This is a genomic window from Microcoleus sp. S36a_B3, assembly GCF_036700745.1.
Taxonomy (GTDB): domain Bacteria; phylum Cyanobacteriota; class Cyanobacteriia; order Cyanobacteriales; family Microcoleaceae; genus Microcoleus.
Map to the genome: position 1 here is coordinate 292627 of NZ_JAUBPN010000005.1, position 26641 is coordinate 319267.

Annotated in this window: 22 protein-coding genes; 5 read left to right on the plus strand and 17 right to left on the minus strand. The window is 45.6% G+C overall.

What is annotated here, in order from left to right; all coding sequences use genetic code 11:
• Positions 1-33: 33 nt before the first annotated feature.
• The 8 genes from QUA01_RS08720 to QUA01_RS08755 all read right to left on the minus strand — a co-directional run bounded on the left by QUA01_RS08720 (position 34) and on the right by QUA01_RS08755 (position 9867).
• Complete coding sequence (locus QUA01_RS08720) at positions 34-864, minus strand: GUN4 domain-containing protein (protein WP_333089199.1); 831 nt, start codon at positions 862-864, stop codon at positions 34-36.
• A gap of 151 nt (positions 865-1015) precedes the next feature.
• Positions 1016-2158 carry a sensor histidine kinase gene (locus tag QUA01_RS08725; protein WP_333089201.1) on the minus strand — a complete coding sequence of 381 codons (1143 nt, stop codon included), beginning with the start codon at positions 2156-2158 and terminating at the stop codon, positions 1016-1018.
• A 153-nt stretch (positions 2159-2311) separates the two neighbouring features.
• Entirely contained in the window at positions 2312-4972 is a 2661-nt protein-coding gene (locus QUA01_RS08730) for a GAF domain-containing protein (protein WP_333089240.1), read from the minus strand.
• Positions 4973-5386: 414 nt separating this feature from the next.
• A complete protein-coding gene (locus QUA01_RS08735; protein ID WP_333089203.1) occupies positions 5387-5530 on the minus strand; it encodes a hypothetical protein in 144 nt (47 codons plus the stop codon).
• Between the two features lie 151 nt (positions 5531-5681).
• Entirely contained in the window at positions 5682-6815 is a 1134-nt protein-coding gene (locus tag QUA01_RS08740) for a glycosyltransferase (RefSeq protein WP_333089205.1), read from the minus strand.
• A 13-nt stretch (positions 6816-6828) separates the two neighbouring features.
• Positions 6829-7470: a DUF4291 domain-containing protein gene (locus QUA01_RS08745; protein WP_333089209.1), complete on the minus strand. Its 642-nt coding sequence runs from the start codon at positions 7468-7470 to the stop codon at positions 6829-6831.
• Positions 7471-7668: 198 nt separating this feature from the next.
• Positions 7669-8820, minus strand: coding sequence for an NAD-dependent epimerase/dehydratase family protein (locus QUA01_RS08750; protein WP_333089210.1), 1152 nt, complete (start codon positions 8818-8820; stop codon positions 7669-7671).
• A gap of 456 nt (positions 8821-9276) precedes the next feature.
• Positions 9277-9867 (minus strand): chromophore lyase CpcT/CpeT, encoded by a 591-nt coding sequence (locus QUA01_RS08755; protein WP_194010190.1) that lies wholly within the window; start codon positions 9865-9867, stop codon positions 9277-9279.
• A gap of 1122 nt (positions 9868-10989) precedes the next feature.
• Between QUA01_RS08755 and QUA01_RS08760 the strand changes: the two genes are divergently transcribed.
• A complete protein-coding gene (locus QUA01_RS08760; RefSeq protein ID WP_333089212.1) occupies positions 10990-12207 on the plus strand; it encodes a sensor histidine kinase in 1218 nt (405 codons plus the stop codon).
• Positions 12208-12532: 325 nt separating this feature from the next.
• Here the strand turns inward: QUA01_RS08760 and petL are convergent, their stop codons facing one another.
• Positions 12533-12634, minus strand: coding sequence for a cytochrome b6-f complex subunit PetL (petL, locus tag QUA01_RS08765; RefSeq protein ID WP_194010188.1), 102 nt, complete (start codon positions 12632-12634; stop codon positions 12533-12535).
• An 80-nt stretch (positions 12635-12714) separates the two neighbouring features.
• Here petL and aroB point away from each other — a divergent pair, with 80 nt between their 5' ends.
• Complete coding sequence (aroB, locus tag QUA01_RS08770; protein WP_333089215.1) at positions 12715-13809, plus strand: 3-dehydroquinate synthase; 1095 nt, start codon at positions 12715-12717, stop codon at positions 13807-13809.
• 307 nt (positions 13810-14116) lie between these two features.
• Here aroB and QUA01_RS08775 read toward each other — a convergent pair whose 3' ends face one another.
• On the minus strand, positions 14117-14887 hold the full coding sequence (locus QUA01_RS08775; protein ID WP_333089218.1) for a tetratricopeptide repeat protein: 771 nt from the start codon (positions 14885-14887) through the stop codon (positions 14117-14119).
• A gap of 195 nt (positions 14888-15082) precedes the next feature.
• Here QUA01_RS08775 and QUA01_RS08780 point away from each other — a divergent pair, with 195 nt between their 5' ends.
• The gene (locus QUA01_RS08780) at positions 15083-15919 is read left to right on the plus strand and encodes an SPFH domain-containing protein (protein WP_333089219.1); all 837 of its coding nucleotides are present in this window, start codon (positions 15083-15085) and stop codon (positions 15917-15919) included.
• On the opposite strand, the gene folP is transcribed toward QUA01_RS08780, so the two are convergent.
• Positions 15910-16779: a dihydropteroate synthase gene (gene folP / locus QUA01_RS08785; protein WP_333089220.1), complete on the minus strand. Its 870-nt coding sequence runs from the start codon at positions 16777-16779 to the stop codon at positions 15910-15912. The two genes, QUA01_RS08780 and folP, sit on opposite strands and share 10 nt — an antisense overlap.
• A 178-nt stretch (positions 16780-16957) precedes the next feature.
• Positions 16958-17518 (minus strand): Uma2 family endonuclease, encoded by a 561-nt coding sequence (locus QUA01_RS08790; RefSeq protein WP_333089243.1) that lies wholly within the window; start codon positions 17516-17518, stop codon positions 16958-16960.
• Between QUA01_RS08790 and QUA01_RS08795 the strand changes: the two genes are divergently transcribed.
• Complete coding sequence (locus QUA01_RS08795) at positions 17517-17651, plus strand: hypothetical protein (protein WP_333133050.1); 135 nt, start codon at positions 17517-17519, stop codon at positions 17649-17651. The genes QUA01_RS08790 and QUA01_RS08795 overlap by 2 nt on opposite strands.
• 135 nt (positions 17652-17786) lie before the next feature.
• Here QUA01_RS08795 and tpiA read toward each other — a convergent pair whose 3' ends face one another.
• The gene (tpiA, locus tag QUA01_RS08800; RefSeq protein ID WP_333089222.1) at positions 17787-18512 is read right to left on the minus strand and encodes a triose-phosphate isomerase; all 726 of its coding nucleotides are present in this window, start codon (positions 18510-18512) and stop codon (positions 17787-17789) included.
• A 68-nt stretch (positions 18513-18580) separates the two neighbouring features.
• A complete protein-coding gene (locus tag QUA01_RS08805) occupies positions 18581-18766 on the minus strand; it encodes a PCP reductase family protein (RefSeq protein ID WP_194068145.1) in 186 nt (61 codons plus the stop codon).
• A 426-nt stretch (positions 18767-19192) separates the two neighbouring features.
• Here QUA01_RS08805 and QUA01_RS08810 point away from each other — a divergent pair, with 426 nt between their 5' ends.
• On the plus strand, positions 19193-19939 hold the full coding sequence (locus QUA01_RS08810; protein WP_194068144.1) for a uracil-DNA glycosylase family protein: 747 nt from the start codon (positions 19193-19195) through the stop codon (positions 19937-19939).
• 724 nt (positions 19940-20663) lie between these two features.
• Here the strand turns inward: QUA01_RS08810 and QUA01_RS08815 are convergent.
• The 3 genes from QUA01_RS08815 to psbC all read right to left on the minus strand — a co-directional run bounded on the left by QUA01_RS08815 (position 20664) and on the right by psbC (position 26404).
• Positions 20664-24479, minus strand: coding sequence for a GAF domain-containing protein (locus QUA01_RS08815; RefSeq protein ID WP_333089225.1), 3816 nt, complete (start codon positions 24477-24479; stop codon positions 20664-20666).
• Between the two features lie 248 nt (positions 24480-24727).
• Entirely contained in the window at positions 24728-24898 is a 171-nt protein-coding gene (locus QUA01_RS08820; protein WP_333089226.1) for a hypothetical protein, read from the minus strand.
• A gap of 126 nt (positions 24899-25024) precedes the next feature.
• The gene (gene psbC / locus QUA01_RS08825) at positions 25025-26404 is read right to left on the minus strand and encodes a photosystem II reaction center protein CP43 (RefSeq protein ID WP_333089227.1); all 1380 of its coding nucleotides are present in this window, start codon (positions 26402-26404) and stop codon (positions 25025-25027) included.
• Positions 26405-26641 lie beyond the last annotated feature (237 nt).

Sequence of the window (26641 nt, forward strand, 5' to 3'; positions counted from 1 at the left end):
TGCTGTCTAGTTGAGTTTTTTAATTTTTGATAATTATCGATCGCCCGCAGCCATTCTCCCGACAATGCGGGCCAAGTTTTCGGCTGCGGTGAGTGTGCCCGCGCCGTAACAAGCGCGCTGTCTCCATGCGGTGACGGGGAGATGACCGGCGGGGGCATTTTCTCCCCACGAGAGCTCGCTGTAATATTTCCAATTTTCCTTGACTCGCCAGCCGACTCGATCGCACAATTCTGTATATTTCCCCCCAACACTTTCCCAAATCTGCTGCTGTACGGTCAATCCGAACCGCCCGCTGCTGTATTGTTGCCAAAGTTGGTCGATCGTGCGAAGGTCTGTAAGAGGAAAGGCATCAATATCGGCTGCACTCAGCCAGCCTTCATCTTCCCTGACAGCAATTTGCAGCAAAATTTCCCAAGTGTGTTCGTCGGCTTTGCGCCATTTTCCGGTTTCTAACAGCTTTTTGAGTTGTCGGTAATCCATCCCCACTTCAGAGATAGCCGGAGTTTGGTCAGGTATCGCGCCAATTTTTTCTTCGAGTCGGAGTAAAGTGTCGGCTATGAATTCGGGGTTTAGTTGTTCGAGGCGGTACAGAACCCATTCTAACTGAGATTGAATGTAGGTACGGGCGATCGCACCTTGCTGTAATTCCTGTTGCAACTCGTCAAATCTGGCTGACCAATTTTGTTGATTGCGGGCCGATTCCCACATTTTTTTTGCCCACTGCAATCTAACTTGTTCTTGTTTTAAATAAGTTTTGGAAGGCTTAGGGCGTTGCGGGTAGGGAGTCAAATCCCAGCCGCAAATCGAGCAAAACTCGGCTTTTGCTTCTGTGTATTGGGCACCGCACACTGGACAGTTAGACATATTGCCATAAATTCGGTTGCCAAGTAATTATATGACATCGGGTAAATTAACCATAATTCGATTAGGTACGCAATTTGCAACCTACAATTACAGTTGATCTGTAGTAATGTCGGCATTTTCCACCCAAAAAGTTAGAGTTATTTATACCGCTCTAACAAGGCAAACGAATAGTAAACAAGCTACCTTTACCCAACTCTGATTCTACATGAATTGTGCCACGGTGAGCTTCGACTATTTGGCGGCAGAGATGCAGTCCCAAACCCGTGCCCGATGTCTTGTGAGTTCCAGAGCTAAACCTTTCAAATAACTTGGTTTGTTCTGCTGCAGAAATGCCAGGGCCGGTATCTTGGATTTGAATAATTACCCAGGCCAGCGGTTGATTTTTGAAGCTCGTATAAGCGGGGGAATTTGCCGCTTTTAAGCTGACATCTATGGAGCCGCTGTCGGTAAATTTGATTGCATTTCCGATTAAGTTTGTCAGCAAGCGGTGCAGCTCCAAACGATCGCCCGGATACTTCGCAATCGGAGCACTTTCTGCGCTTTCGCTCAAGTCTAAATTAACCGACAAATTTTTGACATCGGCTAGGGGAGCGAGTTCTTCAGCTACTTCGGTAATCAACTGGCGCAAGTCCACGGGAGCGAAACTGAGGGATTTGCGGCCTGCTTCGTAACGGTAGACTTCCAGCAGCATATTTACCAGCGCGATCAGGTTTTTGTTGCTGCGAACCATTGTCCCGAAAGCGTCGCTCATCTGAGGGGAGATTTCTCCCAAAGCTCCCTGCTGCATTAAAGTTAGCATTCGATCGGCAGCTACGAGGGGCGTCCGCAAGTCGTGGGCGAGTCTGGAGACAAAATCTTCGCGCTGGAGGGCGATCGAATTTCGTTCGTCTACGCTGTGTTTTAGCCGCAGGAGCGATCGCACCCGAGCTAGCAGTTCGTCCATTTCCACCGGTTTGCGGATAAAATCGTCTGCTCCCATATCCAATCCTTGGACTACGCTGGCGCTGTCGTGAGCCGTAATCAGTAAAATTGGGATAAAGGGCAATTCCTTGTTTTGTCGAATGCGCTTGGTGACTTCGTAACCGTCCATTCCCGGCATCATTACATCTAGCAATACCAAATCCGGGGCGGACTTGTCAATTTGGCTCAAGGCAGAAAAGCCGTTATCAGCCGTGCTAATTTCGTAACCTTCTTCTTCAAGGATTGTCTGCACCAATAAAACATTATCTGGTGCGTCATCTACCACCAGAATGCGATCGGCTTTTGTGGCATTGGGAACAGATAAATAGTTCATTTAATGGTTGGCCTTGAAATAAATACTAACTTTTTTAATGTGGCATGATATCCATTTTTTCATATTTTTATACTTATCAACTCTGTCATAAGGAAGATATCAAAAATTATTCTAATCTTTTTAGATTTTAACACTCGGATATGATACAGTAGACTATTTTGTTGTCATAGTATGAACGCCGTCCCAATCGTCGGGCGGGGCTACTTCCAAATAACTGAGGGATCGCTGTAGATGAACTTCCACAGGTCGATCGCCCGGTCGCATCGCTAAAGCCGCTTCAAAATAACTAATAGCTTTCTGAAAATTTCTAGCAATATAAGCATACCGACCGTTACTGTAAAGTTCCAAAAACCTTTCGGTTTCGCAGTCAAGGGGATCGGTACTATTTTGCAGCAGCTCGTAAATTCCCACAGGCTGATTTTTGCCCTTAACTCGCACCTTATCCAACTCTCGCACCCAAATTCCTTCGCGGCACAAATTGTAGGTAAATTCACTCAAAATAATATCGCAGCCGTACTCTTTTGTAAGCTGTTCCAAGCGCGAACTCAAGTTTACTGCATCGCCGATTACCGTGTAATCCATCCGTTTTTCCGAACCAATATTGCCGGAAACGACTTCTCCCGAACTAATCCCTATTCCGAAACGAAACGGAACTTCCGTGGGGCGAGAATCATTAAACTCTTTCAAACGCCTCCGCATATCTAAAGCCGACTGAACCGCCATCCAACCGTGACTTTCGGGAGGATTCAGCGGCAGCGGCGCGCCGAACACGGCCATTAAAGCATCGCCGATAAACTTGTCTAAAGTACCTTCGTAGTGGAAAACTGCCTCCACCATCGTCTCAAAATATTCGTTTAGCAGGGATACCACATCCGACGCTCCCAAATTTTCAGTCAGCGTTGTGTAGCCGCGAATGTCGGAAAATAAAATAGTAACGTCTTTGCGTTCGCCCACCATCAGGGCTCCTTCGCCCAGGGCCATCACTTTATCTACAACTCCGGGAGTCAGATAGCGGTACATCGTATTTTTCATCCGCTTTTCGCGGCTGATGTCTTCGAGTACCACTAAACCGCCGCGCACGCCGCCTTCTGGATTGATCAGCGGGTTAACTGTCAAATTCAAACTGCGTTCAATTAGTTTAATTTGAGATTTCTTGATGGGTAAGGGACAATAAGGGTGATTCCGGGCAGAATTCGGCAGCGAAAATAGAGATTGGGAGTTAGCTAATTCTGCTAGAGCTACTTCTTCGGTCCAGGCCGTGTTTTCGCCCCAAGCGTAATATAAATTCGGATCTGTGCGATCGGGCACGGCCAAAATATAGCTGTCTTCTGCTGTTTCTTCTGCGGATGCTGCAGAACAAAATGTTTTTTCCACCAACAGTCCCACGGTTAAACTTTGTTCGGGAACGTAATGTCGGGCTGCATGGTTGAGACTATCTTCGAGTCTAAATTGCAAATTATCGATCGGCAAAACTTCCCAAACATAACGATCGATCAGTTTTTCTTCCCAAATCTGGGGATGGTGTTTGCCTTTGGCTTGATTTGGGGGACAGCCCAACAATTCTAGCGCTGCTTCGTTAATTGTGACGATCCGCCCCTGCAAATCGGTAGAAATCACTGCATCTGACAGACTTTGCAGCATATCTTTTTGATACTGCTTTTCCACCATCACGTTCTGAAACAGTTGAGAATTTTGCAGCGCCATTCCGGCTTGGGAATTAAACGCTCGCAAAAACTCTTCGTCGGAAGCGGTGAAAGTGCCTTGATTTTTATTAATTAGCTGAGTTACCCCGATCAGCTCACCTTTAGCGTTATGCACAGGCATACACAAGACAGTCCGAGTGCGGTATCCGGTTTGCTGGTCTGTAGATGGGTCAAAGCGGGGATCGTCGTAAGCATCTGTAATGTTTAGGGGTTGACCGGTCGAAGCCACGTAACCGGCAATTCCTTTATTGGCAGGAATGCGAATTTCGACGATGGTTTTACCGTCGGCTTTGGCGACTTTTGTCCAGAGTTCGTTGGTTTCCCGATTTAATAAAAATAGCGTGCTGCGATCGGCCTGCATCAAGTCGCGAGCTTGATCCATGACTGCGCGCAAAGTTGTTTCCAAGTCAAGACTTTGACCTAAAGTTGTGGTGGCTCTCAAAAGCGCGGCCACTCCTCGCTGATTGCGGGCGACAACGTAGAAAGATTGACAGCTTTCGAGAATAATCCCGATCGAATCTGCAAAAGCCTGAAACTGCACTTCGTCTTCTTCGTCAAAGGGGGCATTGCCAGCTTTATTCAGCAGTCTGACCACCGCTACGGGTTCGTTTTGGCTCTTGCTGCTAAAAATCGGCATACAGAGGATGGTCTCGATTTGATACCCCGGCGGTTCGTCTACTTCGGAATTAAAATGCTCGTGCGATCGAGCTTCTGTGACATTTATCGATTTTCCGGTAGTTGCTACGTAGCCTAAAATACCTGCATCCATAGGCAAGCGAACTTCTACATCTTCGCCCGTGAGCGCGTGGGCTGTTTTGTGCCAAAGTTGATTTTTGCTGGAGTCAACCAAAAAAATTGTTGTCCGGTCTGCTTGCAGAATTTGACCAATTTTGACAGTGAAGGCATCTAACAGTTGCTCTAAGAGAGTTTCTAGCGCGTCATTGTTGATCAGGTCCATCGCCCGGATGAATTGCTGAAATTCTGCCGTGATAAAGTCCAGCAAGCACACTAATTCAGGAACTGGCAGGCTCTTAACACGGGAGGTTAATGCCCCCATAAAATTGACTTGAGTCAGTGTAGCCAGAACGCTACCAGCATTGGAGAATGTCATGATTAAGTGCTTGCTCAGAGGGGTAGACAGACCTGCTGGTCGATCGGTGCTAGATTCTGCGGCGGTGCCAACTTTTAAGTTGTTTGCTCCAAAAGCCTGCACTTGGTTGTAGCTTTGAGGGATCGCGAGTTTATTTTTTGGCCGCAACTTCAGTTGGCTTTTTAGATATGCTCGATCGATCGTTTTTTTTACAACATCGATACCAATTTGGGTTCGTGAATTAAAGCTGAACTTGAGTGAGGAACACTGCCAGCTTCAAAATTAACTTGCAGGCTGGTGCGATCGAGCGCGGGCAATGTAGATTTGACGCTATGTAAGGGGGCTGCTACGCAATCTGACTGCTTTAGCGCCTTCGGCTACCGTATCCGGTCTGCTGAATGGCGGTATTTTGTCACGGGCGAAGCATTCCAAATCCTACTCATAGTTTAATGGTAAACGCAACAACAGGATAGCTACAGCAATTAAAGCCGCCAAAAATTTCGATTCGATCGATCTTGGAGAAAGCGGGTTTTCGCTACCAACGGGCGATCGGGCGGGCGATCGGGCTGTCGGTAGCAAAAAGCACAACAGCTTCTAACAGAGGAGTCCGATAGCGTCCGGTGGATTAATCGCAATAAATCAGGTTCGTAGTGCGGACTTGCATACGCACGCGCGAACCTGCTCGATCGAGAAACCAGGTTTTTAGCATCACCAGCATTGACTGCAAAATTCACGCAGCAGAAGGCATCGACTGGGCAAATACCACCGATTGATAGTAGCGTCGCAGTTGTGCCGTAGCAGCGCCCCAACCCCAGCGTTCAGCTTCACAGCGAGCGTTTTGGCGCAGAGTTTCCCGTTCTTCGGGATTGGCAAACAGGCGCTTTGTAGCAGCCAGAGCTCCTGCTTCATCATCCGGGTCAAATAAATAGCCGTTAACCCCATCGGTGACGATATCGGGAATTCCGCCGCTGCGCGCCGCCACTACGGGCGTTCCTGCAGCCATAGCTTCTAGGAGCACCAAGCCTAGGGTTTCGGTGCGGGAGGGAAAAATGAAGGCATCGGCAGATGCGTAAGCAGAAGCTAGTTCTTGCCCCTTGAGGTAGCCGACAAAATTAGTGGGGGTGTCAGCAAAATATTGTTCGAGGGTTTGTCGGTGCGGCCCGTCTCCCACGAGGGCGAGGCGGGCACCGGGAATCGCGGCGAGGACTGGTTTAATCGACTCGATTTCTTTTTCGGCACCGAGGCGGCCGACGTAGAGTAGTAAGGGGCTGTCTGGGTTATTTTCAGACAAGCGCGATCGCATTTCTGGACTTGCCAATTCGGGGACAAACATTTCAGTATCAACGCCCCGCTGCCACAAGTCTACCCGATCGATCCCGTGATTTCTGAGTTCCTCCACCATTGCTGTAGAAGTGCACAGATTTAATTCAGCTTGATTGTGAGCACCTTTAAGCAATTCCCACAGCAAAGGTTCGAGCATTCCAAAACCGTAGTGGTGTAAATATTTAGGTAAATGCGTGTGGTAAGAAGCCAAAATCGGAATATTAAACTTTTTGCCGTAATATATGCCGCCCAACCCCAAAATAGCGGGATTGACAACATGAATAATATCCGGTTTAAACTGCTCTAATTCGCGACCGACAGCCGGAGAAGGAAGTGCCATTTTCAACTCCGGGTACATCGGCAAAGGCAAACCCTCCACACCGTAAACCCTAGCGCCTTTGTATTCTGTAATCCCGTAATCTGGAGAAAAAATCAGAACTTGTTCGCCCGATCGCTGCAAATGATCTACAGTGTGAATCAGGCGCGTGACAATGCCGTCTATTTTCGGCCAAAATGTTTCAGTGAACAGAGCAATTTTCATAAAAATAAGTCAATTAGAGAACCGATAATCCTAGCCTTTGGCAAACATCGGGGTCAGTAACAGGATACACTGTCTCGCGGGGAGTAAGTAATTCCGAGCGATCGGCTTTTGTATTGTAGTGATGCTGTTGCTGCACGAATTCGGAAATATCCTGAATATTCACAATCCAATCTCGCGCGTAATTAGCTAAAACACTGCCGCGCAAACCCAGTTGAATTGCCCGCCGTTCTAGTTTTGCTCCACTTGGATGATGATCCGGATCCCATTGCAGCCGTACAGTAGAACTTTTAACAGCTTGTTGCCATTCTTTTTCGCTTCCGTACAATGCTGAAACGAACTTAGAACCAACGGCAGATGCTAAAATTTCATCAAAAGCCGATCGCTTCAGCCAAACAGCCAGAATTACTTCTTGTCCGGGTTTTGTTCCCCATCCCGATCGATACATCATCCATAAAAAGTTCGGCTTAATCCAACTCATGCGGTTCAGACTGAATTCACCGCCAAAATAACCGTGTTTTGCAGCAAAAAGACCGATCGCCGGACGGTAAGCTTGGTAAACTACAACAGTATTATCGTCAAATTGCGCCAGAATGTGACGACCTGTGTTCGGCAATTTACTCGCTTGATTTAAATAGGATTCTGTTAGCAGCTTCATCACCAGTAATTACGAGATATAATTATTTTTAAATTAACCGCAGAGGACACAGAGGACACAGAGCAACAGAGCCAAAGATAGAGGGAAATCCATTCATAACTTGTAAACCCTTCTCTTCCCTTCTTTTCTCTTCCTTAGCGCCCTTTGCGCCTTCGCGGTTCGTTAAAACAACTCTCTCCCCCAACTAGAAACCCAAACTTACCTGTGCCAAGAAACCTTCGGCAAAATCTGGTTTTTATCGACGCGGTGCTGATATTTTGTAGCAAAATTCAACAGAGAATCGAGCAGCGAATCTGAGAGGTAGTGCGGTTGCAAGCCTAGTTCTAGCAAACTGGTGTTTTTGGCATTGAAATAATGTTCTTCTTTCTCGACTCTGGGATTTTCGATGTTGTTGATTTCTACTTTTAATCCCATTGCCGTGCCTGCTTTTTGCACCAACAAGGCTAAGTCGCCGACGCTGAATTGTTCGGTGAATTGATTGAAAACGCGGAATTCTCCGGCGGCGGCGGGGTTGGCGATTGCTAATTCCACGCAGCGCACTGTATCCCGAATGTCTAGGAAGGTGCGGGTTTGTCCGCCGGTGCCGTAAACTGTCAGGGGATGACCGATCGCAGCTTGGATGCAAAATCTGTTCAATGCCGTACCGAATACTCCGTCGTAGTCCAAACGGTTGATTAACAGTTCGTCCATGCCGGTTTCTTCTGTGAGCACGCCGTAGACTACGCCCTGATTTAAGTCGGTGGCTCTTAAACCCCAGATTTTGCAAGCAAAATGGATGTTGTGGGAGTCGTGGACTTTTGACAGGTGGTAGAAACTGCCCGGTTGTTTGGGATAGGGTAGTGTATCTTTGCGGCCGTTGTGCTCGATCGTAATGTAGCCTTCTTCAATGTCAATATTCGGGGTGCCGTATTCGCCCATTGTCCCGAGTTTCACTAGGTGACAGTCGGGGAAGTCTTCGCGGATGGCGTACAGCAGGTTGAGTGTCCCGACGACGTTATTGACTTGGGTGAGGACTGCGTGTTCGCGATCGATCATCGAGAAAGGTGCCGAACGCTGTTCGCCAAAATGGACGATCGCCTCTGGTGCAAATTTTCTCATGCTTTTGCTGAGAAAATCGTAGTTGGTGATGTCACCGACGAACAAGTCGATCGACTTACCCGTTAAATCTTGCCATCGCTGGAGTCGTTGCTGAATCGGCGCGATAGGAGTGAGGGTGTCGCTGCACAGTTCCAGATCCCAGTGCCGCCGCACGAAGCTGTCGAGGATGCCAACTTCGTGACCTTTTTGAGAAAGGTAGAGTGCGGTTGCCCAACCGCAATAGCCATCGCCACCAATAACCAGGACTTTCATTAAAATAATGGGTAGAAACCCCGTCCTTCTAGGACGGCTTTACATCAATTTAAATCCCCTCGCGGGGTGGAAGGGTATGGTTGCCCCTCCGATGAGGTATGGTTGCCTCAAACTCCCATTTCTGGGGTAAAGTTAGCTTCGCCAAGGTTTGGCGTGCTTTTTAGACTTGCAGCACTGTTTCTGTTACCTGGAAACTGTTTAACTGCAAATGACAGAGCGGAAAACTAGCTACGCATTCAAGGAGTGTCGTGACTCAAAAAACTCAGTCAGTTAAGACTTAGGCTGGTCAAGACGGCTTTTGAGATTTCTCTTCCAAGCCTCACGCCTGATAGCTGAGGTTCCTGACAAATCAACGGTGAATCTTGCTTGCCAATACTGGGTTAATGTACCAGGTAATGGTGCATTGTGAACCTTTAATCGAGCGCGATCGGCCAAAACATACTCTGTTTTTCGGCATTAAACCTGAATTTCGTCGGCGAAACTGGCGCGCCTGGTGAATTCAAAGGGGCCCGCCAGAGCTCCCCAGACGTGGGCGTCGGTTTCTGGGTCGCGCCCGCGATCGTGACTGATAAACTTGTCTTGGTCGATTTCGAATTCGCTGTCTAGATAGGTGTTTTTGCCGTTTCTGACCACAGCGCACCCTTTTCCGGGTTCGACAACGCCCTTGAAGCTGCTGCCCGTCCAGTGGGTCAGAAAGGTGCAGCCAGGGAGCAGTTTGAGTTGTGCTGTTTTGATTTCTTGCAGCCGTTGGGGTTCGCGGGATGCGCCGTAGAATTGTGCTTCATTTTCGATCGCATAATTTTCGATGTCAATGCGATCGTCCGCCGGGACTAATTTTAACACTCGCACTCGGTACGGAGAGTTGATCTCGATGTCGTAGGCTTGTTCTAGATAAAGACTTACTCCGTCCAATATCTCCACGGGTAATGGTCTCATACAGACGCGGATGTGCGCGAAAAAAGGCGGATTTTCAAAGGCTTGGGCTTGATTGCTGAAGTCGGCCGCCATCCAGCGGGCGAGGGTGACTATATCGGTGGAATGAGACATATCTATTTTAGATTTGGGATTTTAGATTTTGGATTGGGGGGAGTAGAAGTTATTTTAGATTAAAGCGAGAGCGATCGATTAGCGATTTTAAATTTTAGATACTTCGGCTTGCTGCGGCTAGGTTCAACACAAGTCGCTATCGTACAAGTTTTAGATTTTGGATTGGGGTAGTAGAAGTTATTTTAGATTAAAGCGAGAGCGATAGATTAACGATTTTAAAAACTTCAGCTTGCTTCGGTTTCCTTCGACTTCGCAGGCTCACAAGTCGCTCACTAAAAGGCGTGAATGTAGAAGTTGAATATTTTAGGTTGAGGGAAATATAAGTTATTTGAGATTAAAGCGAGAGCAATCAATTGATAATTTTGCTCTCCCACTTATTGACAAATTTAAGTCTATGGATTTTCTGTTTTTTCAGGAAATCTTAATCAATCAGTAAATCAATGAAACACAAGACTTGAGTTGTATAAGTTTAGATCTAAAATTGAACTGCAGGTTTCCCGCGTACAGACACAGATGGACGCAGATAATTTAAGAATTATTTGAAAGCGATTGAGTACAAATCGAGTCTAAAATATAATAAAACTTACCCACGGCTGTCATCACCTGTATGTTTTTTCCGAAATACTTTTGGGGATCATCTGTAGTTTTACATTTGTAGTGCTGTGTTGCGATCGAGTCTTGGATCGCTGTGCTGTGCGAGATAGCACTCAAAAAAAAATGCTTTGCGATAGAAATGAGATGCTCCCTACTCTCGTTAAAGGCTACTTCAACGACAAAAATCCGGTTTTTTAGGTATTGATGCGTAAGTCATATACAATATCGAGATCCACTCATTTTTTTTTCCAGTCTGCTTGCGATGCTTTGATTGCCAATGTTACACATAGAACTATTCGGTTCGCTAATTTTGCTAATTTAACCAAGCTTCGCAGATGTTTTCTCATTAACATAGCTCCGCTCTCATTAACAGCTCTGTGGCAGATAAATATCAATTGCATTTATAGCAATCATCAAAAAAAGTGAATTGTAATGGCGACACACATCGATTATCAATTACCAATAAACCAATATTTTTTTCTTTAAAAAGAACTAGCATAGGCTTTTTTGTAAGGAAGATTTAAATTGATGAACGTAGATTTTTTATTTTTAATTTCATTGTTATTGATTGCGTTGGGAGCAGGATTTATGCTCTTGTCAATCATCAAAACTCAAAAAATCTTAGATTTACTAAAAGAACACAGTGGCTACCTAGCTTGGAAGATACTGCGGTTTTTGATGGTGTTTTTTCTACTGGGATATTGTCTAGCTTTATTCTTACTTATTAATCAACAGTGGCAATTCCTTCCTATTTTGATTGGCTTAGTATTTTGCCTGGGTTCACTATTTGTTCTGCTTAATGTTAATATCTATCATTACACGTTCCAGCAATTATTAGCAACACGAGTTACTCAAGAGGTTTACCGTCGCGCTCAAATCGCAACAGAGACTACCTTAATTGAGCTAAAAAAAACTCAAGCAAAGCTGATTCACAGCGAGAAAATGTCCAGTCTCGGACAAATAGTGGCAGGTATAGCCCACGAAATTAACAATCCCATTGGTTTTATTCACGGCAACCTTAGACATATCGAGGAATATACTCAAGTAATACTGCATCTGATACAGCTTTATCATAAATACTTACCACACCCTCCTACTGAAATTAAAACTGAACTAGAGGTGGTGGATTTTGATTTTGTGAAAAAAGATATTACCAAAATATTACAGTCTATGAATGTCGGCACTACCCGAATCAAAAATATTGTATTGTCGTTACGTAACTTTTCTCGTTTAGATCAAGCTGAGTTTAAAAAAGTCGATATTCACGAAGGAATTGATAGCAGTCTGCTAATTTTAAGTCATCGCTTGAATGCTACTTCTACCCGCCCGCAAATTTCAATCGTCAAAAAGTATGAAGCGCTGCCAAAAATTGAGTGCTGTGCGGGACAATTGAACCAAGCATTTATGAATATTATCGCTAACGCTATTGATGCAATTGATGAAAGAAGCGATGGAGAAAATACTAATCAACTTGAAACAAAGGTAGGTAAGATTACTATTCGGACATCTGTAGTCGATGAATTTATTCAAATTGCGATCGCCGATAATGGATGTGGCATACCAAAATCGATTCAAGGGCAAATATTCAATCCATTTTTCACTACCAAGGAAATCGGTAAAGGTACAGGAATGGGACTATCTATTAGCTATCACATTATTTGCGAAAAACATCACGGCCAGCTAAATTGTTACTCAATTCCCGGAAAATTAACGGAGTTTACAATTTTGATTCCAATCAAAATGTGAGGGTTGGTATGCCGTAATATAGCTTTTTTCAAAAAGGTGAGGAGTTGAAATTATAGATGTTTAGGTTTCGCTGAGTACGAGTTATAGATTCTTTGACTTTGTTCGCGAAGCCGAAAAATTTAAAAGTTGTACAGCGAAGCCGAAGCATCTATAATCTTTTTGAGAAAGGTTATATCTTAAACCTCTTGTCGAATTGCGCGATCGACTGAAGTATTGGCGGGCTAAATCTAGAGGAAAAGTTCAAGATTTTTTGCACGAATACTTCGTCCGATCGCACATTTTACCAGAAATTTAATGTTCTGGTTTTTACATCGAAGTTAGTAAATTAGATGAGTTTGACAGCGCGCAGACCAAACATGAGCACTGTGGCCAAGCCGACCATGCCGCCGAAAATCCCAAAATAAGCTATTGCTCCGGTAAGACTCATTGCAATTTCTCCCAAACAATCAATAAGAAGACATACACTAAGAACTATAATCTATAATCTAATATCTAAAATCAATAAATATGCACTCAGTGATAAAAGTTGACTTGGGGCCGCAATCTTACAATGTTTGCGTGCGATCGGGCGGTTTAGACGAACTCGGCAGTCGGATGGGCGAGATAAATTTGGGTAAAAAAGTGCTGCTGGTCTCGAATCAGTCGATTTTTCGGCACTACGGGGAAAGAGCAACAGCGGCCCTCGAATCTGCAGGTCTGGAAGTTAGTAGCTGCATCTTACCACCGGGAGAACAGTACAAAACTTTAAATTCGGTACAGAAAATTTACGGTGCGGCTTTGGAAAACCGCTTAGAACGTTCCTCGACAATGGTCGCTTTGGGCGGCGGGGTTGTGGGCGATATGACGGGTTTTGCGGCGGCGACTTGGCTGCGGGGAATTAATGTCGTGCAGGTTCCGACTTCGCTGCTGGCGATGGTTGATGCTTCTATTGGGGGCAAAACGGGGGTAAATCATCCTTTAGGGAAGAATTTAATCGGGGCTTTTCACCAGCCACGTTTGGTGTTAATTGACCCGGATGTACTCAAAACTCTGCCGGCGAGGGAGTTTCGTTCGGCGATGGCGGAAGTCATCAAGTACGGGGTGATTTGGGATGCTGAACTTTTTGGGAAGTTGGAGAATTGCAAGCGTTTGGATCAAATGCGCTATGTGAAGGCGGATTTGTTGGCGGAAATTTTGAGCAGGTCTTGTCAAGCTAAGGCTGATGTGGTCAGCAAGGACGAGAAGGAATCTGGTTTGCGGGCGATTTTGAATTACGGTCACACGATCGGTCATGCTGTGGAAAGTTTGACGAATTACAAGGTCATCAATCACGGGGAAGGTGTGGCAATTGGCATGGCTGCGTCTAGCCGGTTGGCTGTGGAGTTGGGAATGTGGGACGCTGAGTGCGATCGCCGCCAGTCTGCTTTGATTGAAAAAGCGGGTTTACCTGCCAAGTTGCCTGCTGGTGTGGATGTTGAGGAGATTTTGAATACTTTGCAACTGGATAAGAAGGTGCAGGATGGTAAGGTGCGGTTTGTGCTGCCGGTGCGTTTGGGCGAGGCTGCGGTGAGCGATCGAGTGGACGGAGATGTAATTTTACAAGTTTTGAGGGAAATGCTTTAAGAAGTCATTAGTCAGCAGTCATTAGTCAGCAGTTAGTAGTTAGTAGGGCGGGCTGAATAAGTTGTCGTGCACAATTAATTACACAATATTTCGCGTGAAAGCCTTACCTAGCAAGGAGTCTTTATGTAATGAATGTTGTGTAGTTACTTAAGTCGGAGAAACCTCAAGATCGATCGCACATTCAATCCGCCGACGAGCATAATTAAGATTGGTTCGACAGTTTTGAATCCAATTTTTCAGAGTCACAAAACTTACATTCAAAACCGTCGAACCGGGTTGATTCCAGTAGATCGGACACGGTAAGGTTTTAAGAGCCGCTCGACTGCGAGTTCATTTCTTCCAAAATTCGATCGACTTTAGTAGCCGCTTGAGTTCTACCCTGCTTGATAAATAACTCCTTAGCTTTTTTGAGACTGGCTACTGCTTCCGCTTGCTTTTCCTTGTCTCCTTGCTGGTACAAACCGACTCCTAAATTGTTTAAAGCATCGGGATATCGATCGTTAATTTTAACTGCTTGTCTCCACTGCAAAATTGCCTCTGGCAACTGCCCTTGACTTGCCATCGCCACGCCTAAATCGTTGTAAGCTTTGGCGTGCTGCGGGTTGACTTCAACTGCTTTTTGGAATTGGACGATCGCATCGCTCATTTTACCTTGCCCGGAAAGCAGATTTCCCAGCTTATAATAAGTATCAGCTTGTTTCGGATAGCGAGCGATTATTTGTCGGTACAAAACTTCGGCATTGACCAGATTTCCTTGACCGTAGAGGTCGTTGGCTGTTCTCAAACCCACCGTGTAGCCTTTACCTACAACTTGGCACTTTTTCTCGGAATTGCCTTGCTGCTTGCAAATCCTGAGTTCGTCTCCCTTCATTTCGTAGGATATAACTTCGCGCACGGCAGGCCCCCGGCGCGGTGGCTGCGAGTTCTGCGACTGCAAGTTTTGCGAGAGTTGCAGGGCGATTGGTTCAGCTTGTACCGGTTGGGCTGCTGCAATGTGGCAGATTCCTGCACCCGCCAAAATGCTTGGGGCGATCCACTTCAAAGGTTTGAACAAGCGAAACTCTCGATCGTTTTTCATTTTTGTGGAAATGTGTTTTTGATATCCTGCGGTCAAATCGGGTACGTTAAGTCCGGCATATTAAGTCGGAAGCAATACGAGTAACTGTTAGGACTTATTAACAGTCGTGATATTTTAGCACTGTGCGGCTGATTTTGAGTTAAATTAGATTATATTTCCGATCGATTCTCAGTCAACCTTAGCAGGAAAGTAGAAATGGGGCCGTCTATTCTCACCATGCTCGTTACGCTCATCCTCGGCTACACTCTTAACTCAAGCGTCAAAATAATCAGCGGCGGGGATCAAGCTTTAGTCGAACGTTTGGGTCAATACAAGCGAACCCTCCAGCCCGGATTCCACTTTATCAGTCCTGTGGTCGAAAAAGTAGTCTGCGTGGACACAACCCGCGAACGAGTTTTAGATATTAAACCTCAGTCAGCAATCACGGGAGATAATGTGGCCCTTGAAGTCGATGCCGTTGTGTATTGGCGGGTTGTGAATTTGCAGAAAGCTTATTATGGAATCGATCAAATTGAAAATGCGATCGCCAACTTAGTTTTAACGACGTTTCGCGCCGAAATTGGTCGATTACCCATGCAAGACATCTTGGGTTCCCGAGATGACATGAATAAAAAGTTACTCAAGAAGTTGGACGAAGCTACCGAAACTTGGGGCGTTAAAGTAATTCGCGTAGAAATTCAAAGCATTACACCTCCAAAAAGGGTGCAAGAAGCTATGGAATTGGAGCGGGCTACCAAGAGCGAATGGCAAGCAATGGTCAATAAGGCGATCGGCACTAAGGAGTATATGAGGCTCTTAGTTGAAGCTTTAGACTCCCATCCGAATAGTAAGCAAGTTTTGAATTACTTAGTAACGGAAAAATACTTAGACGCTCAACAAAAATTGGGCGAAAGCGACAATGCCAAAATTCTGTTTATGGACCCCAGAAGCATGAGCGAAGCTCTGGGCGAGCTGATGGGTTCTATGCCCGATGTGATTCATTCTGAGGGCGGGGAAATGAAAGTTATTGATACTCCGACTTCTCAAGACTGATTCCTGAAGATAGCGTCGGCAACCAGACAAACATCGTGCATTTCTCTGACATCGTGAACTCGCAAGATATCTGCCAAATTTGCGATCGCACCTGTACAAGCCGCCGCTGTCCCCCAAATTCTTTGTTTAGCTTCCGGCTGCTGCAAAATCTGACCGATGAAGCTTTTGCGCGATACTCCGACTAAAATCGGACAGTCCAAAAAACTAAATTTTGGCAACTGTTGTAGAATTTCCAAGCTTTGACTGTAAGTCTTAGCAAAGCCAATACCGGGGTCGATAATTATCTGAGATTTGTCAATTCCCGCAGCAACTGCCGCCGCAATTCGGCTCTCTAAAAATTCCCCAATTTCCCCAATTAAATCCCGATAGTCAGTTAGTTTTTGCATCGTCTCAGGAGTTCCCCGAATGTGCATCAAAATTATCGGCACTTTCAACTGAGCAACGGTTGACAGCATTTCCGAGTCAAAAGTTGCTCCAGAAATATCGTTGACAATATCAGCTCCGGCCTCAACAGCAGCTTTGGCAACATCCGCTCTGGTAGTATCTACCGAAATCGGAACTGACCCAAAAACATCGGTTTTTTGTCGCAGTATTTGTACGAGAGGTATCACGCGATCGATCTCCTCTGAAGAGGATATTTCTGCAGCACCGGGCCGCGTAGATTGACCGCCAATATCAATAATATCTACCCCCGATTTTACCATATTTTCAGCTTGCGCTAAAGCAGATTCTATGGTATAGAAATCGCCGCCATCGCTAAAACTGTCAGGGGTAATATTCAAAACACCCATTAAATAAGTGCGTTTTCCCCACTCGAAAGCTTTATTTCTAATAATAATTTGGGCTGAGTTAGGTGTCATGGCGAGTGAGATTTTAAATTAGAGATTTTAGGTTGGATATCCTGTCCGGTAGATTAGCATAACAAAAACGGTTTGTAGTGCGGACTCGCATTCCGCATCCTGAGAGCGGACTTGCATTCCGCACTACGAACCATTTTTTAAAATGAGGTTTTTTAAAGTCTGATATGTCCAAGATTCTTCAACCAAAAGTCAACCAGCTAAAAACATTATCAACGGTCAATTCTAACTCAATTCCATTAATAATTGGCAACCGATCTGTACCTCGGTACAATTCTACTTTTTGTCCGGGAAATACAGCTAAAATACTTTCTTCCTCTGGATCTAGCAACCAACCCAACTCAGTACCCTGTCGCGAACAGTGCAGCAATTTACCAAGGACTTTTGTTTGGCTTTGGTTTGGGGATAAAATTTCGATCGACCAATCGGGATTAATTTCAAAGATGTTGGCAATTCTACCCGAAGGCAAAAAAGGAATTCTTTCCCATCGGAATACTGCTATATCTGGTACGATAGACTTACCGCCAAAAGTGCAGCGCAACTCAGGAAAAGCCTTGGCAATTTTTTGAGTTTGCGCTAATTGATTAATAGTTTTGCATAATTCATATTGAAGTACGCTATGTTCGCCTTGAGGCATAGGTTTCTGAAGGATTTCTCCGTCAATAAATTCTGAGGCTGGTTCAGTTTCAGGAAGTTTGAGGAACTCCTCTAAAGCGGGTTTGGCTTGAACGATCGCATTCATGGAACAATTCTCTCGATCGGAGAAATACTCAAAGGCACATGACAATTATAGGCGATCGCTCGATCGTCGTATTATTTATCATCCTCAAATAAGTCCAGCCGTTGACATCAACGGAATTGAAAGAAGTTGGTAGCCCAAAAGGTGGTTAGTTGCCCCATCATCAACTGGTACTGGAAGATTTTGGGGTAACTCGTAAAGATTGTCATTTCTCAACATCAAAACGCCTCAGACAACCACCAATTAGCAATTACCAATTAGCACATACTAATTATTTATAATTGACAATTCGAGCAAAGCTCGCAGCTTCCAAACTCGCACCGCCTACCAAAACTCCGTCAATCTCAGGCATCGCCATAACTTCATCAATATTCTCACCTTTGACAGAGCCGCCGTACTGAATCGGCACGTCAGGATTAGTCAATTTAGAGCGAATCAAACCAATAACTCGGTTAGCTTCCTTTGTTTCGCAAGTATCGCCAGTGCCGATCGCCCAAATCGGTTCGTAAGCTATTACTAAGTTATTTTGGTCAACACCAACCAAATCCTCAGCCAACTGAGAGAAAATATGAGCTTCTGTTTCCCCTAAATCCCGCTGCTGCTTCGTCTCTCCCACGCAGAGAATTGGAATTAAGCCGTATTTCTGAGCAGCTTTCAGCCGCAAATTCACCGTTTTGTCAGTTTCCCCAAAATATTGACGGCGCTCGCTGTGGCCGATGATGACGTAGCGAACCCCCATTTCTGCCAACATTAGCCCGGAAATTTCGCCAGTAAAAGCTCCCGACTCTTCCCAGTGAACGTTCTGAGCACCGAGTCTGATGCGGCTGCCATGAAGGTTTTTCGAGAGGGCGCTCAAATCTGTAAAAGGAACGCAAAGCACGACTTCCCGTTCCTCTGGGGTTTCCGTCAAGCAGGACATGAATCCTTGAAGAAACTCTAGGGATTCTGCCCTAGTTTTGTACATTTTCCAGTTGCCAGCTATAACAATTTTACGCACTACTTTTTTAAATCCTTGTCCTTACAACGCAATATATAGTCTAAAGCTTTAGGGTACATTTCGATCCCTTATTGCCCAAACTCGATGCGAGCTTGCTCAACTAAGTCAACTGTGACTACTTCGGTTTCGGCGGTGCGGGCCAATTGCTCGATGCGGACGCGGGCTTGTCCCCGGACAAAATAGGGAATATTTTTCAGCTTAGCCTTGGCTTGGGGCGTCCATTTTAAATCGTCTGAGAATTCGGAATCTGGCATGGCGTATGGGTCGATCGATTGCAAGCGCTCAGTTTGCTATTTTGAAAACAGCCTGTATGACTGAATTTACCATGTTCAGGCGCGGGCGATCGAACTGGGCTTGACTCGGCGGTTAAAACCGAGACTCTACATAAAGAAAGCTAACCGTAGGGTGCGTCAGGGGGCCCGAATCCTTGAGTAGGCGACGAAAACATTCAGCCCCCTGACGCACCCTACAATAACTGCCCAAAAGAAATAGCCGCCACAAAGACGATGATTGGGGAGTGAGCGGTATGTGCTTGTTAAGCAAGACAACAAATCGATGGAGCCACCGAGAGGTTATCTTTGAGAATCAGAAGTTTCTGCTGCGGCTCGTCTCAACCGTTAGACAGCCAAATTCCCTGTTAAACTATAAGAAAGACTGTCTCAGTTGAGACCTCCTTAATAATGTCTGAGAAAAATTTGTTATATGAAATTACTCACTGCCCTCATGCACGGAAATGTCTCGAATATCCTTCTACAGAAAATCCCTGCCGTGACATAGTTAATTCTCAAAAATCCCTCGATTTAGACAAGTTTCAAATACCTGAACCTTGGAGTGGGCAGATCGAGGAAGCGCCTATTCTTTTTTTGAGTTCAAATCCATCAATTGGTTCTGATGAAGTCTACCCCACTTGGTGTTGGTCAGATAACGATATAAACAATTACTTTAATTATCGTTTTGGAGGAGGGCAAAAGGAGTGGATTATCAATGGTAAACAATCCTTGATGAAGGATGGGACATATAGTCGTGCTGTTAAGTTTTGGGCAGCAGTCCGTAAACGTGCGATTGAATTATTGCAACGGGATGTTAATCCAGGAATTGATTATGCTCTCACCGAAATAGTACATTGCAAATCTCATTCTGAAATTGGCGTAGAACAAGCTCAGGATCAATGCGTAAAAGCCTATTTATTGAGGACTTTAGAACTATCAAGAGCAAAAGTCATTGTGGTTCTAGGAGCTCCTGCGCGCCAAGCGATCCAATGTCAATTCAATATTTCCTCAACAGCTTCGATATCCGAGTCCATTAAAATCGGGGACTATGAAAGATTTTTTGCTTTTCTTCCACATCCAAATGCGCGCAGGTATCGCTCTTTTCTTAGGTGTTTACAAGATGATGAACTTGAAAGTCTACGTGCTTCTTTGCGATAGCATCAAATCATAGGGAGAGACACGGGCAGTCGCACAAGCCCATCTACACCAAGCGTCGCAAGTCTATCGGTGAAGTAATGCTGTAGAAAACAGCGATCGCTAAACCTATTGATATTACTCGTTAAGCAATCTTTGCCACAATACCCTCACTTCTTCCTGATCCAACTCACTCCCCAATGAATATAGAACAAGTAGATGCACCCTGATGACAACCTTCGGCTTTAAGCTGAAGGTTTTTTATTATATCACCAACTCTTCAAAGTGATTCAAACATTGCTGAAAAATCTGGTAACGCTGCACACTCTTCCTCAAATGCTTCCGCATCCCCCACATCTTCAACCTCGTATTGCATAATGCGGCCAGGGGACTGTTAGCTAACCGTAGGGTGCGTCAGGGGGCCCGAATCCTTGAGTAGGCGACGAAAACATTCAGCCCCCTGACGCACCCTACAATAACTCGGGGAGGACAACACTAATGACTGATGACTAATGACTGATGACTAATGACTGATGACTAATGACTGTTGACTGTTGACTGCTGACTGCTGACTGTTGACTGTTGACTGTTTTTAGTGGTCAGTGGTTATTTGTTAATTATTAGTTGTTCGTTCTAATTACCAATAACAACTAACCAATAACAACTAACCAATAACAACTAACCAATAACAACTAAACAATAACAACTAAACAATAACAACTAACCAATAACAACTAACAACTAATGACTATTGACTAATCGGAATCTCGATTACAAACTCAGTACCTTTGCCCAATTGGGAACTACACTGAAAAACACCGCCGTGTTTCTCTACCACAATTTGGTAACTAATTGACAGGCCCAATCCAGTACCTTTTCCCACCGACTTAGTGGTGAAAAAAGGGTCAAATATGCGTTGTATCATAGATTCCGAAATTCCCGGGCCGTTGTCAGAAATCAGAATCACCGCACTAGGAACATTGCCATTAAGTTGACCCACAGCACTAGAGATTTTAATTTGAGGAGTCACAGATTTACCAGAAAGCAACTTTTCCGACTCCAAAGCATCGATCGCATTTCCGATGACATTCATAAACACCTGATTTAACTGTCCCGCATAACACTCAACCAGAGGCAAAATGCCGTACTCTTTAACTAGCACAATATGTGCACTGTCGGGATTAGACTTCAACCTGTGCTGCAAAATTAACAGCGTGCTGTCAATGCCTTCGTGAATATCAACCGCCTTCATTTGACTTTCGTCCAGCCGAGAGAAATTTCTCAAAGACAGAACAATTTGACGGATGCGATCTGCTCCCACCTTCATCGACAATAGCAATTTAGGCAAATCTTCCAGCAGAAATTCCAAGTCAATTTCTTCGGTCAATTCAGCAATTTCAGAACTAGAATCTGGATATTGCTGCTGGTAAAGTTCCAGCAAAGTCAGCAAATTTTCAGTATAATCACTGGCGTGATTGAGATTTCCGTAAATAAAATTAACGGGATTGTTAATTTCGTGAGCAATGCCTGCCACCAGTTGCCCCAAACCCGACATTTTTTCAGTCTGAATCAATTGAGCTTGAGTTTGCTGTAAATCCTTTAAATTTTGAGCAATTTGTGCGGATTGTAGTCTCGTTTGATCCAGCAAATCGGCTTGTTGGATAGCTACACCTAACTGATTGCCAACTTGAGCTAAAAATTTAACTTCTGAACTTTCCCAGTAGCGCGGCCCAGAATGTTGATAAGCTGCCAGCAAGCCCCAAAGTTCCTGTCCCAAAAAAATTGGGGCGATCGCATAAGCCTTCACCTGAAATTGCTCTAAAATACCGACGACACATTCCGAGTGACAAGCTTGATAGATATCGTCAACGGCTAGAGTTTGATTATTGCGATACCTGCCGCCTCGGTGTTGCTGCAAATAAGTATCTTCCCAAACTGTATTGATATCTTCCCCTACCAATTTTTTCCAGCCATCCTTGACAAACTCAGCAACATATTCGCCGCCCCAATCAGGATTAAAGTGATAGACAGCCATTCTATCGACTTGCATAAACTGACAAAGTTCTTGGGTTGCCGTCTGAAAAATCAGGTTCATATCGAGAGATTCTCGAATCTTTGTCACAACTTCAAACAGTATCCGCTGTTGCTCAGATGTCCTCTGGAGGTCGATCGTTTGCTGCCGCGTTTGAGCGAGCAAATCTGCTTGTTCTAATGCAACGCTCAACTGAGCTCCAACTTGCGTCACAAATTGGATTTCCGAAGTATTCCAATTGCGCGGGCTGTCGCATTGGTGCACGCACAGCAAACCCCAAAGTGCGCTGCCATTCATCATTGGCATAATTATTTGCGCCTTAATTTGAAATTGAGCTAAAAGAGCAGTGTGGCAGTCTGAGAGTCCCGCAGTTTCGATGTCTGGCAGCACTTGAATTTGTCCCTGACTGTATTTTTCTGCATACTTTTCGCTAAAGAAACGATCGTAAACTTTCACATTGATTGCTGAATCAAAAGCTGGCAAAACAGCTTCGGCAATAAATTCGCCTTCATTGAAATTTAAATCAGGGTCGAAGCGATAAATTCCAACTCTATCTGCAGTTAAAATCCGCCGCAGTTCTGTCGTTGTCGTGCAAAAAATTTTATCTAAATCGAGGGATTGTCGAATCTTAGTAACCACCTCAAATAGTATCCGCTCCTGCTCGGCTGCCCGCTGCAAATCAACTGCTTGCTGCTGAGTTTGAGCGAGCAAATCTGCTTGTTCTAGGGCGATGCTGAGCTGAGCGGAAATTTGGGTGACAAACTGAATTTCCGAAGATTCCCAGTTGCGGGGAGCCGAACACTGGTGTACGCACAGCAACCCCCAAAGGTCGTTGCCTTTCATTACTGGTGCAACTAAAGTAGCTTTCACCTGAAATTGAGCTAATATTTGCCGAAAACAATCTGGGAGTCCGACCTGTGTGATGTCGGGTAGTGCGTGAACTCGCCCCCGAGAGTAGAGCAGGGCGTATCTTTCTCCAAAGCAATGATCGTGTACTTTGACTGCCATTGCTGACAGAAAATCTGGCAAAACATCTTCGGCAACAAATTCGCCATCCTTAAATTCCGATGCAGGATCGAAGCGGTAAACCCCAACGCGATCGGCATTTAAAGCCCGCCGCACTTCCTGGGACATCGTGTTAAAAATCCTGTTCAAGTCTAGGGATTCCCGCATTTTTGCCACAACTTCAAACAGCACTCGCTGCTGTTGGGTCAACTGGTGCAGTTGATCCGTGCGCTCTTGAACTTGATTTTCTAAATTAACATTAAGTTCATCTATTTGTTGGTGAAGCTGTGAGTGGTTAATCGCCTGAGAAAAACTTCTGCCAAAAGTTTTTACTAATTCAAGTTCTTCAGCATTCCATTTGCGAACTTGGGCGGTTTTTGACTCTTTCCATATTTCAAAAGATATCCGAGATTGGGCGAGCCGCCCGTCGGCATCCAACTGTCCGGCCCAGAGAGTTTCGGTGTCAAATTGTTCTCGAAAAATGCTCAAGTAACCGAATATTTGCTGGCTGGTTCTGAGCGGTACGATTAAAATGCTACGAATTTTGGTCGATCGAAATGCAGGTTGCAGGCTTCTCAAAGTGCTAATTTTGTACAAGTCGGGAATTGCCCAAACTTGTTGCTCGCCGGATTTAAAATATTCGTGCCAGACGCTGTATTGCTCTACCTGCTGGTATTTTGCCGAAATTTGCATCCTCGGCCCGGAGCCACAAGTGTAGACTTTGAGTGTGGGAGTGGAATTGTTCGAGTCGGGCTCTAAACTGGTGATTTTGCTGTCGAAAATGCACAGCCTGCCGCCGGCTCCGGCTAGTGCAGCTACACATTCTGCCAAAGCTGCTTGCAGTTCCATCGCGGGGTGTGAGTGCAGGGCTGCGGTGACGCGGTTGACGGCAGCTTCCCGCTGAGCTTTGGCTTGGGCGAGGGCGAGGAGGGTTGATTGGGCTATGGCTACGCCGAGCTGATCTGCCACCATCTGAACGCCTTGCAGTTCCTCTTCTGCGATACTCCGGGATTCGGAGTGGTGAGATACCAACAACCCCCAGAATTCTGCGCCGTGAAAAATTGGTACTGCCAAGGAAGCTTTGACGCCGAGTGCGCTCAAGTATTCGGCGTGGCAGGGGTCGATCGCCCGAAAGCGCACTCCGTCGGGCAGCAGTTGACCGGAAACCGCGTCGCGGCGGGGACTTTGGCCGAGCAGCCCGGAATCGATATCGGCGATCGAGCGCACTTGTAGTTGCGCGAACAGTTGGCGGGCGTGAGAGGGAATATCGTCTGCGGGAAAATGCAGCCCCAATAGCGATGGCAAGCGGTTGTCATTGATTGATTCGGCAATCACTTCACCGCTGCCGTCGCTATGAAATTTGTAGATTTTAACTCTGTCTGTTCCCAAGAAGGATTGAACTTCTGCTGCTGTGGCACCGAGAATTTCTGGCAGTTCTAGAGAGTGGCGAATGCGGTTGGCAATGCGATCGAGTAAATTTGCTCGATCGTAACTTACCTGGACATTTTCGATTTTTAATGAGTCCATTATTAATTTTTTGCTTTCCCAGCAATAAGAGTAAGCGGCTCAAAAGTTTTGTGCGTGTTTAAAAAATTGTCAAGCACAGTTATTTAATCAAAAATATGAATATCCTGAGAACAATCGTCGATTTGTTTTGTACCGCTAGCGAGCTGCCTTCAAACAGCAACTTCTGATGACTTTTTTCAATTTTGTGCGATTAAAACTTTTGTACCTTAATTAAATATAAACTTTGTAGACCCGGCCTTGCAAGCTCTTTACCCGAAAGCATGAAAAATGTCAAGTGTCAAGACTTGCAGAATTATTGATAAAACGGTCGATCGACCGTAACGCCAATTTTTATGCGATGTAGCGTCCTGACAGTTAGGACGTTCTTGATGGCCCAAAGCCATGCAGTCTATTGCTTCTTTCTGGTTCCATCCATCCATCCGTTACATCCCGTACATTGCTCGTTGCCGAATTTCCTTCTGCTATATTTACTCAAAAAAAAGCTCCTGCTTAACCGCAGGAGCTTTTTTTTGACTAGACCATCAAATCAGCGTAAGCTCGATCGATTAGTCCAAGTCAGGCATAGACATCACAGCTTCATTTTCGCGATCGATACCTCTCTCAAAACCAGCAACAGCAGCGCGAGCGCGACCCGCGTGCCACAAGTGGCCGACCAAGAAGAAGAAACCCATCACAAAGTGGAAACAGGACAACCAAGAACGAGGAGACGTGAAGTTAAACGAGTTAACTTCAGTTGCCACGCCACCCACAGAGTTCAAAGAACCCAAAGGAGCGTGAGTCATGTATTCAGCAGCGCGGCGAGCTTGCCAAGGCTGAATATCGTTTTTGATTTTGTTCAAGTCCAAACCGTTAGTACCGCGCAGGGGTTCCAACCAAGGGCCTTGGAAATCCCAGAAACGCATCGTTTCACCGCCGAAAATGATTTCGCCAGTAGGAGAGCGCATCAGGTACTTACCCAGACCGGTAGGGCCTTGTGCAGAGCCGACGTTAGCACCCAAGCGTTGGTCGCGGATCAGGAAGGTCAAAGCTTGTGCTTGAGAAGCTTCCGGGCCCGTCGGGCCGTAAAATTCGCTAGGGTAAGCAGTGTTGTTGAACCAGACAAAGCAGGCGGCGATGAAACCCATCAGGGACAAAGCGCCCAAGCTGTAAGACAGGTAAGCTTCACCAGACCAGATTAAGGCACGGCGAGCCCAGCCGAAAGGCTTGGTCAAAATGTGCCAAACACCTCCACCGATACAAATCAAGCCGAGCCAGATGTGACCGCCGATGATGTCTTCCATGTTGTTGACGCTGACAATCCAGCCTTCGCCACCAAAAGGAGAACGAGTCAAATAGCCAAAAATCACGGCAGGATTCAGAGTGGGGTTCGTGATAATACGCACGTCGCCGCCGCCCGGAGCCCAAGTGTCGTAGACACCGCCGAAGAACATGGCTTTAGCAACCAGCAGCAAGCAGCCGCCACCCAATAAAATCAGGTGATAACCGATGATGTTGGTCATCTGGTTTTTGTCTTTCCAGTCGTAGCCGAAGAATGAAGAATATTCTTCGAGAACTTCCGGGCCGCGAACGGCGTGATAAATGCCGCCCAAACCGAGAACAGCAGATGAAATCAAGTGAAGAACGCCGACTACGAAGAACGGGAAGATATCAATGACTTCACCGCCGGGGCCGACGCCCCAACCCAAAGTAGCGACGTGGGGCATCAAAATTAACCCCTGTTCGTACATGGGCTTTTCTGGGATAAAGTGAGCGACTTCAAACAAAGTCATTGCTCCGGCCCAGAACACGATCAAACCAGCGTGAGCGACGTGTGCGCCCAAGAGTTTGCCGGAGAGATTGATTAAACGAGCGTTGCCAGACCACCAAGCGAACCCAGAGGATTCTTGGTCGCGACCGCTTACATAGGAATTAGAGAGCGTTACCACGCGGTAGAACCTCCAACGATGTTAGTTTTGGGATTTTGGGTTTTTTGTGCCTCGGGCGATCGCGGTGAACCCGCGATCGCCCGAGGCACAGGTATTTGGATTTCCAATTAGAATTTAAAAAACTTAAATTAATCTGAAATCCAAATCCTGATTTTTTTAAAGTGCGTTACCGCGAGGAAGAACTTCTTCTGGGAACATGAAGTTTTCGTGAGGTTGGTCGATCGGAGACATCCAAGC

Coding starts and splice junctions, on each gene's coding strand:
- petL (WP_194010188.1), bottom strand. CDS start 12,634: ATGAGTCTTACCGGAGCAATAGCTTATTTTGGGATTTTCGGCGGCATG.
- QUA01_RS08740 (WP_333089205.1), bottom strand. CDS start 6,815: ATGAAAATTGCTCTGTTCACTGAAACATTTTGGCCGAAAATAGACGGC.
- QUA01_RS08820 (WP_333089226.1), bottom strand. CDS start 24,898: ATGGATGGATGGAACCAGAAAGAAGCAATAGACTGCATGGCTTTGGGC.
- QUA01_RS08730 (WP_333089240.1), bottom strand. CDS start 4,972: ATGACATTCTCCAATGCTGGTAGCGTTCTGGCTACACTGACTCAAGTC.
- QUA01_RS08790 (WP_333089243.1), bottom strand. CDS start 17,518: ATGAATGCGATCGTTCAAGCCAAACCCGCTTTAGAGGAGTTCCTCAAA.
- QUA01_RS08810 (WP_194068144.1), top strand. CDS start 19,193: ATGTCTGAGAAAAATTTGTTATATGAAATTACTCACTGCCCTCATGCA.
- QUA01_RS08780 (WP_333089219.1), top strand. CDS start 15,083: ATGGGGCCGTCTATTCTCACCATGCTCGTTACGCTCATCCTCGGCTAC.
- QUA01_RS08760 (WP_333089212.1), top strand. CDS start 10,990: ATGAACGTAGATTTTTTATTTTTAATTTCATTGTTATTGATTGCGTTG.
- QUA01_RS08745 (WP_333089209.1), bottom strand. CDS start 7,470: ATGAAGCTGCTAACAGAATCCTATTTAAATCAAGCGAGTAAATTGCCG.
- QUA01_RS08805 (WP_194068145.1), bottom strand. CDS start 18,766: ATGCCAGATTCCGAATTCTCAGACGATTTAAAATGGACGCCCCAAGCC.
- QUA01_RS08795 (WP_333133050.1), top strand. CDS start 17,517: ATGGAACAATTCTCTCGATCGGAGAAATACTCAAAGGCACATGACAAT.
- QUA01_RS08725 (WP_333089201.1), bottom strand. CDS start 2,158: ATGAACTATTTATCTGTTCCCAATGCCACAAAAGCCGATCGCATTCTG.
- QUA01_RS08720 (WP_333089199.1), bottom strand. CDS start 864: ATGTCTAACTGTCCAGTGTGCGGTGCCCAATACACAGAAGCAAAAGCC.
- folP (WP_333089220.1), bottom strand. CDS start 16,779: ATGACACCTAACTCAGCCCAAATTATTATTAGAAATAAAGCTTTCGAG.
- QUA01_RS08750 (WP_333089210.1), bottom strand. CDS start 8,820: ATGAAAGTCCTGGTTATTGGTGGCGATGGCTATTGCGGTTGGGCAACC.
- QUA01_RS08775 (WP_333089218.1), bottom strand. CDS start 14,887: ATGAAAAACGATCGAGAGTTTCGCTTGTTCAAACCTTTGAAGTGGATC.
- QUA01_RS08755 (WP_194010190.1), bottom strand. CDS start 9,867: ATGTCTCATTCCACCGATATAGTCACCCTCGCCCGCTGGATGGCGGCC.
- aroB (WP_333089215.1), top strand. CDS start 12,715: ATGCACTCAGTGATAAAAGTTGACTTGGGGCCGCAATCTTACAATGTT.
- QUA01_RS08815 (WP_333089225.1), bottom strand. CDS start 24,479: ATGGACTCATTAAAAATCGAAAATGTCCAGGTAAGTTACGATCGAGCA.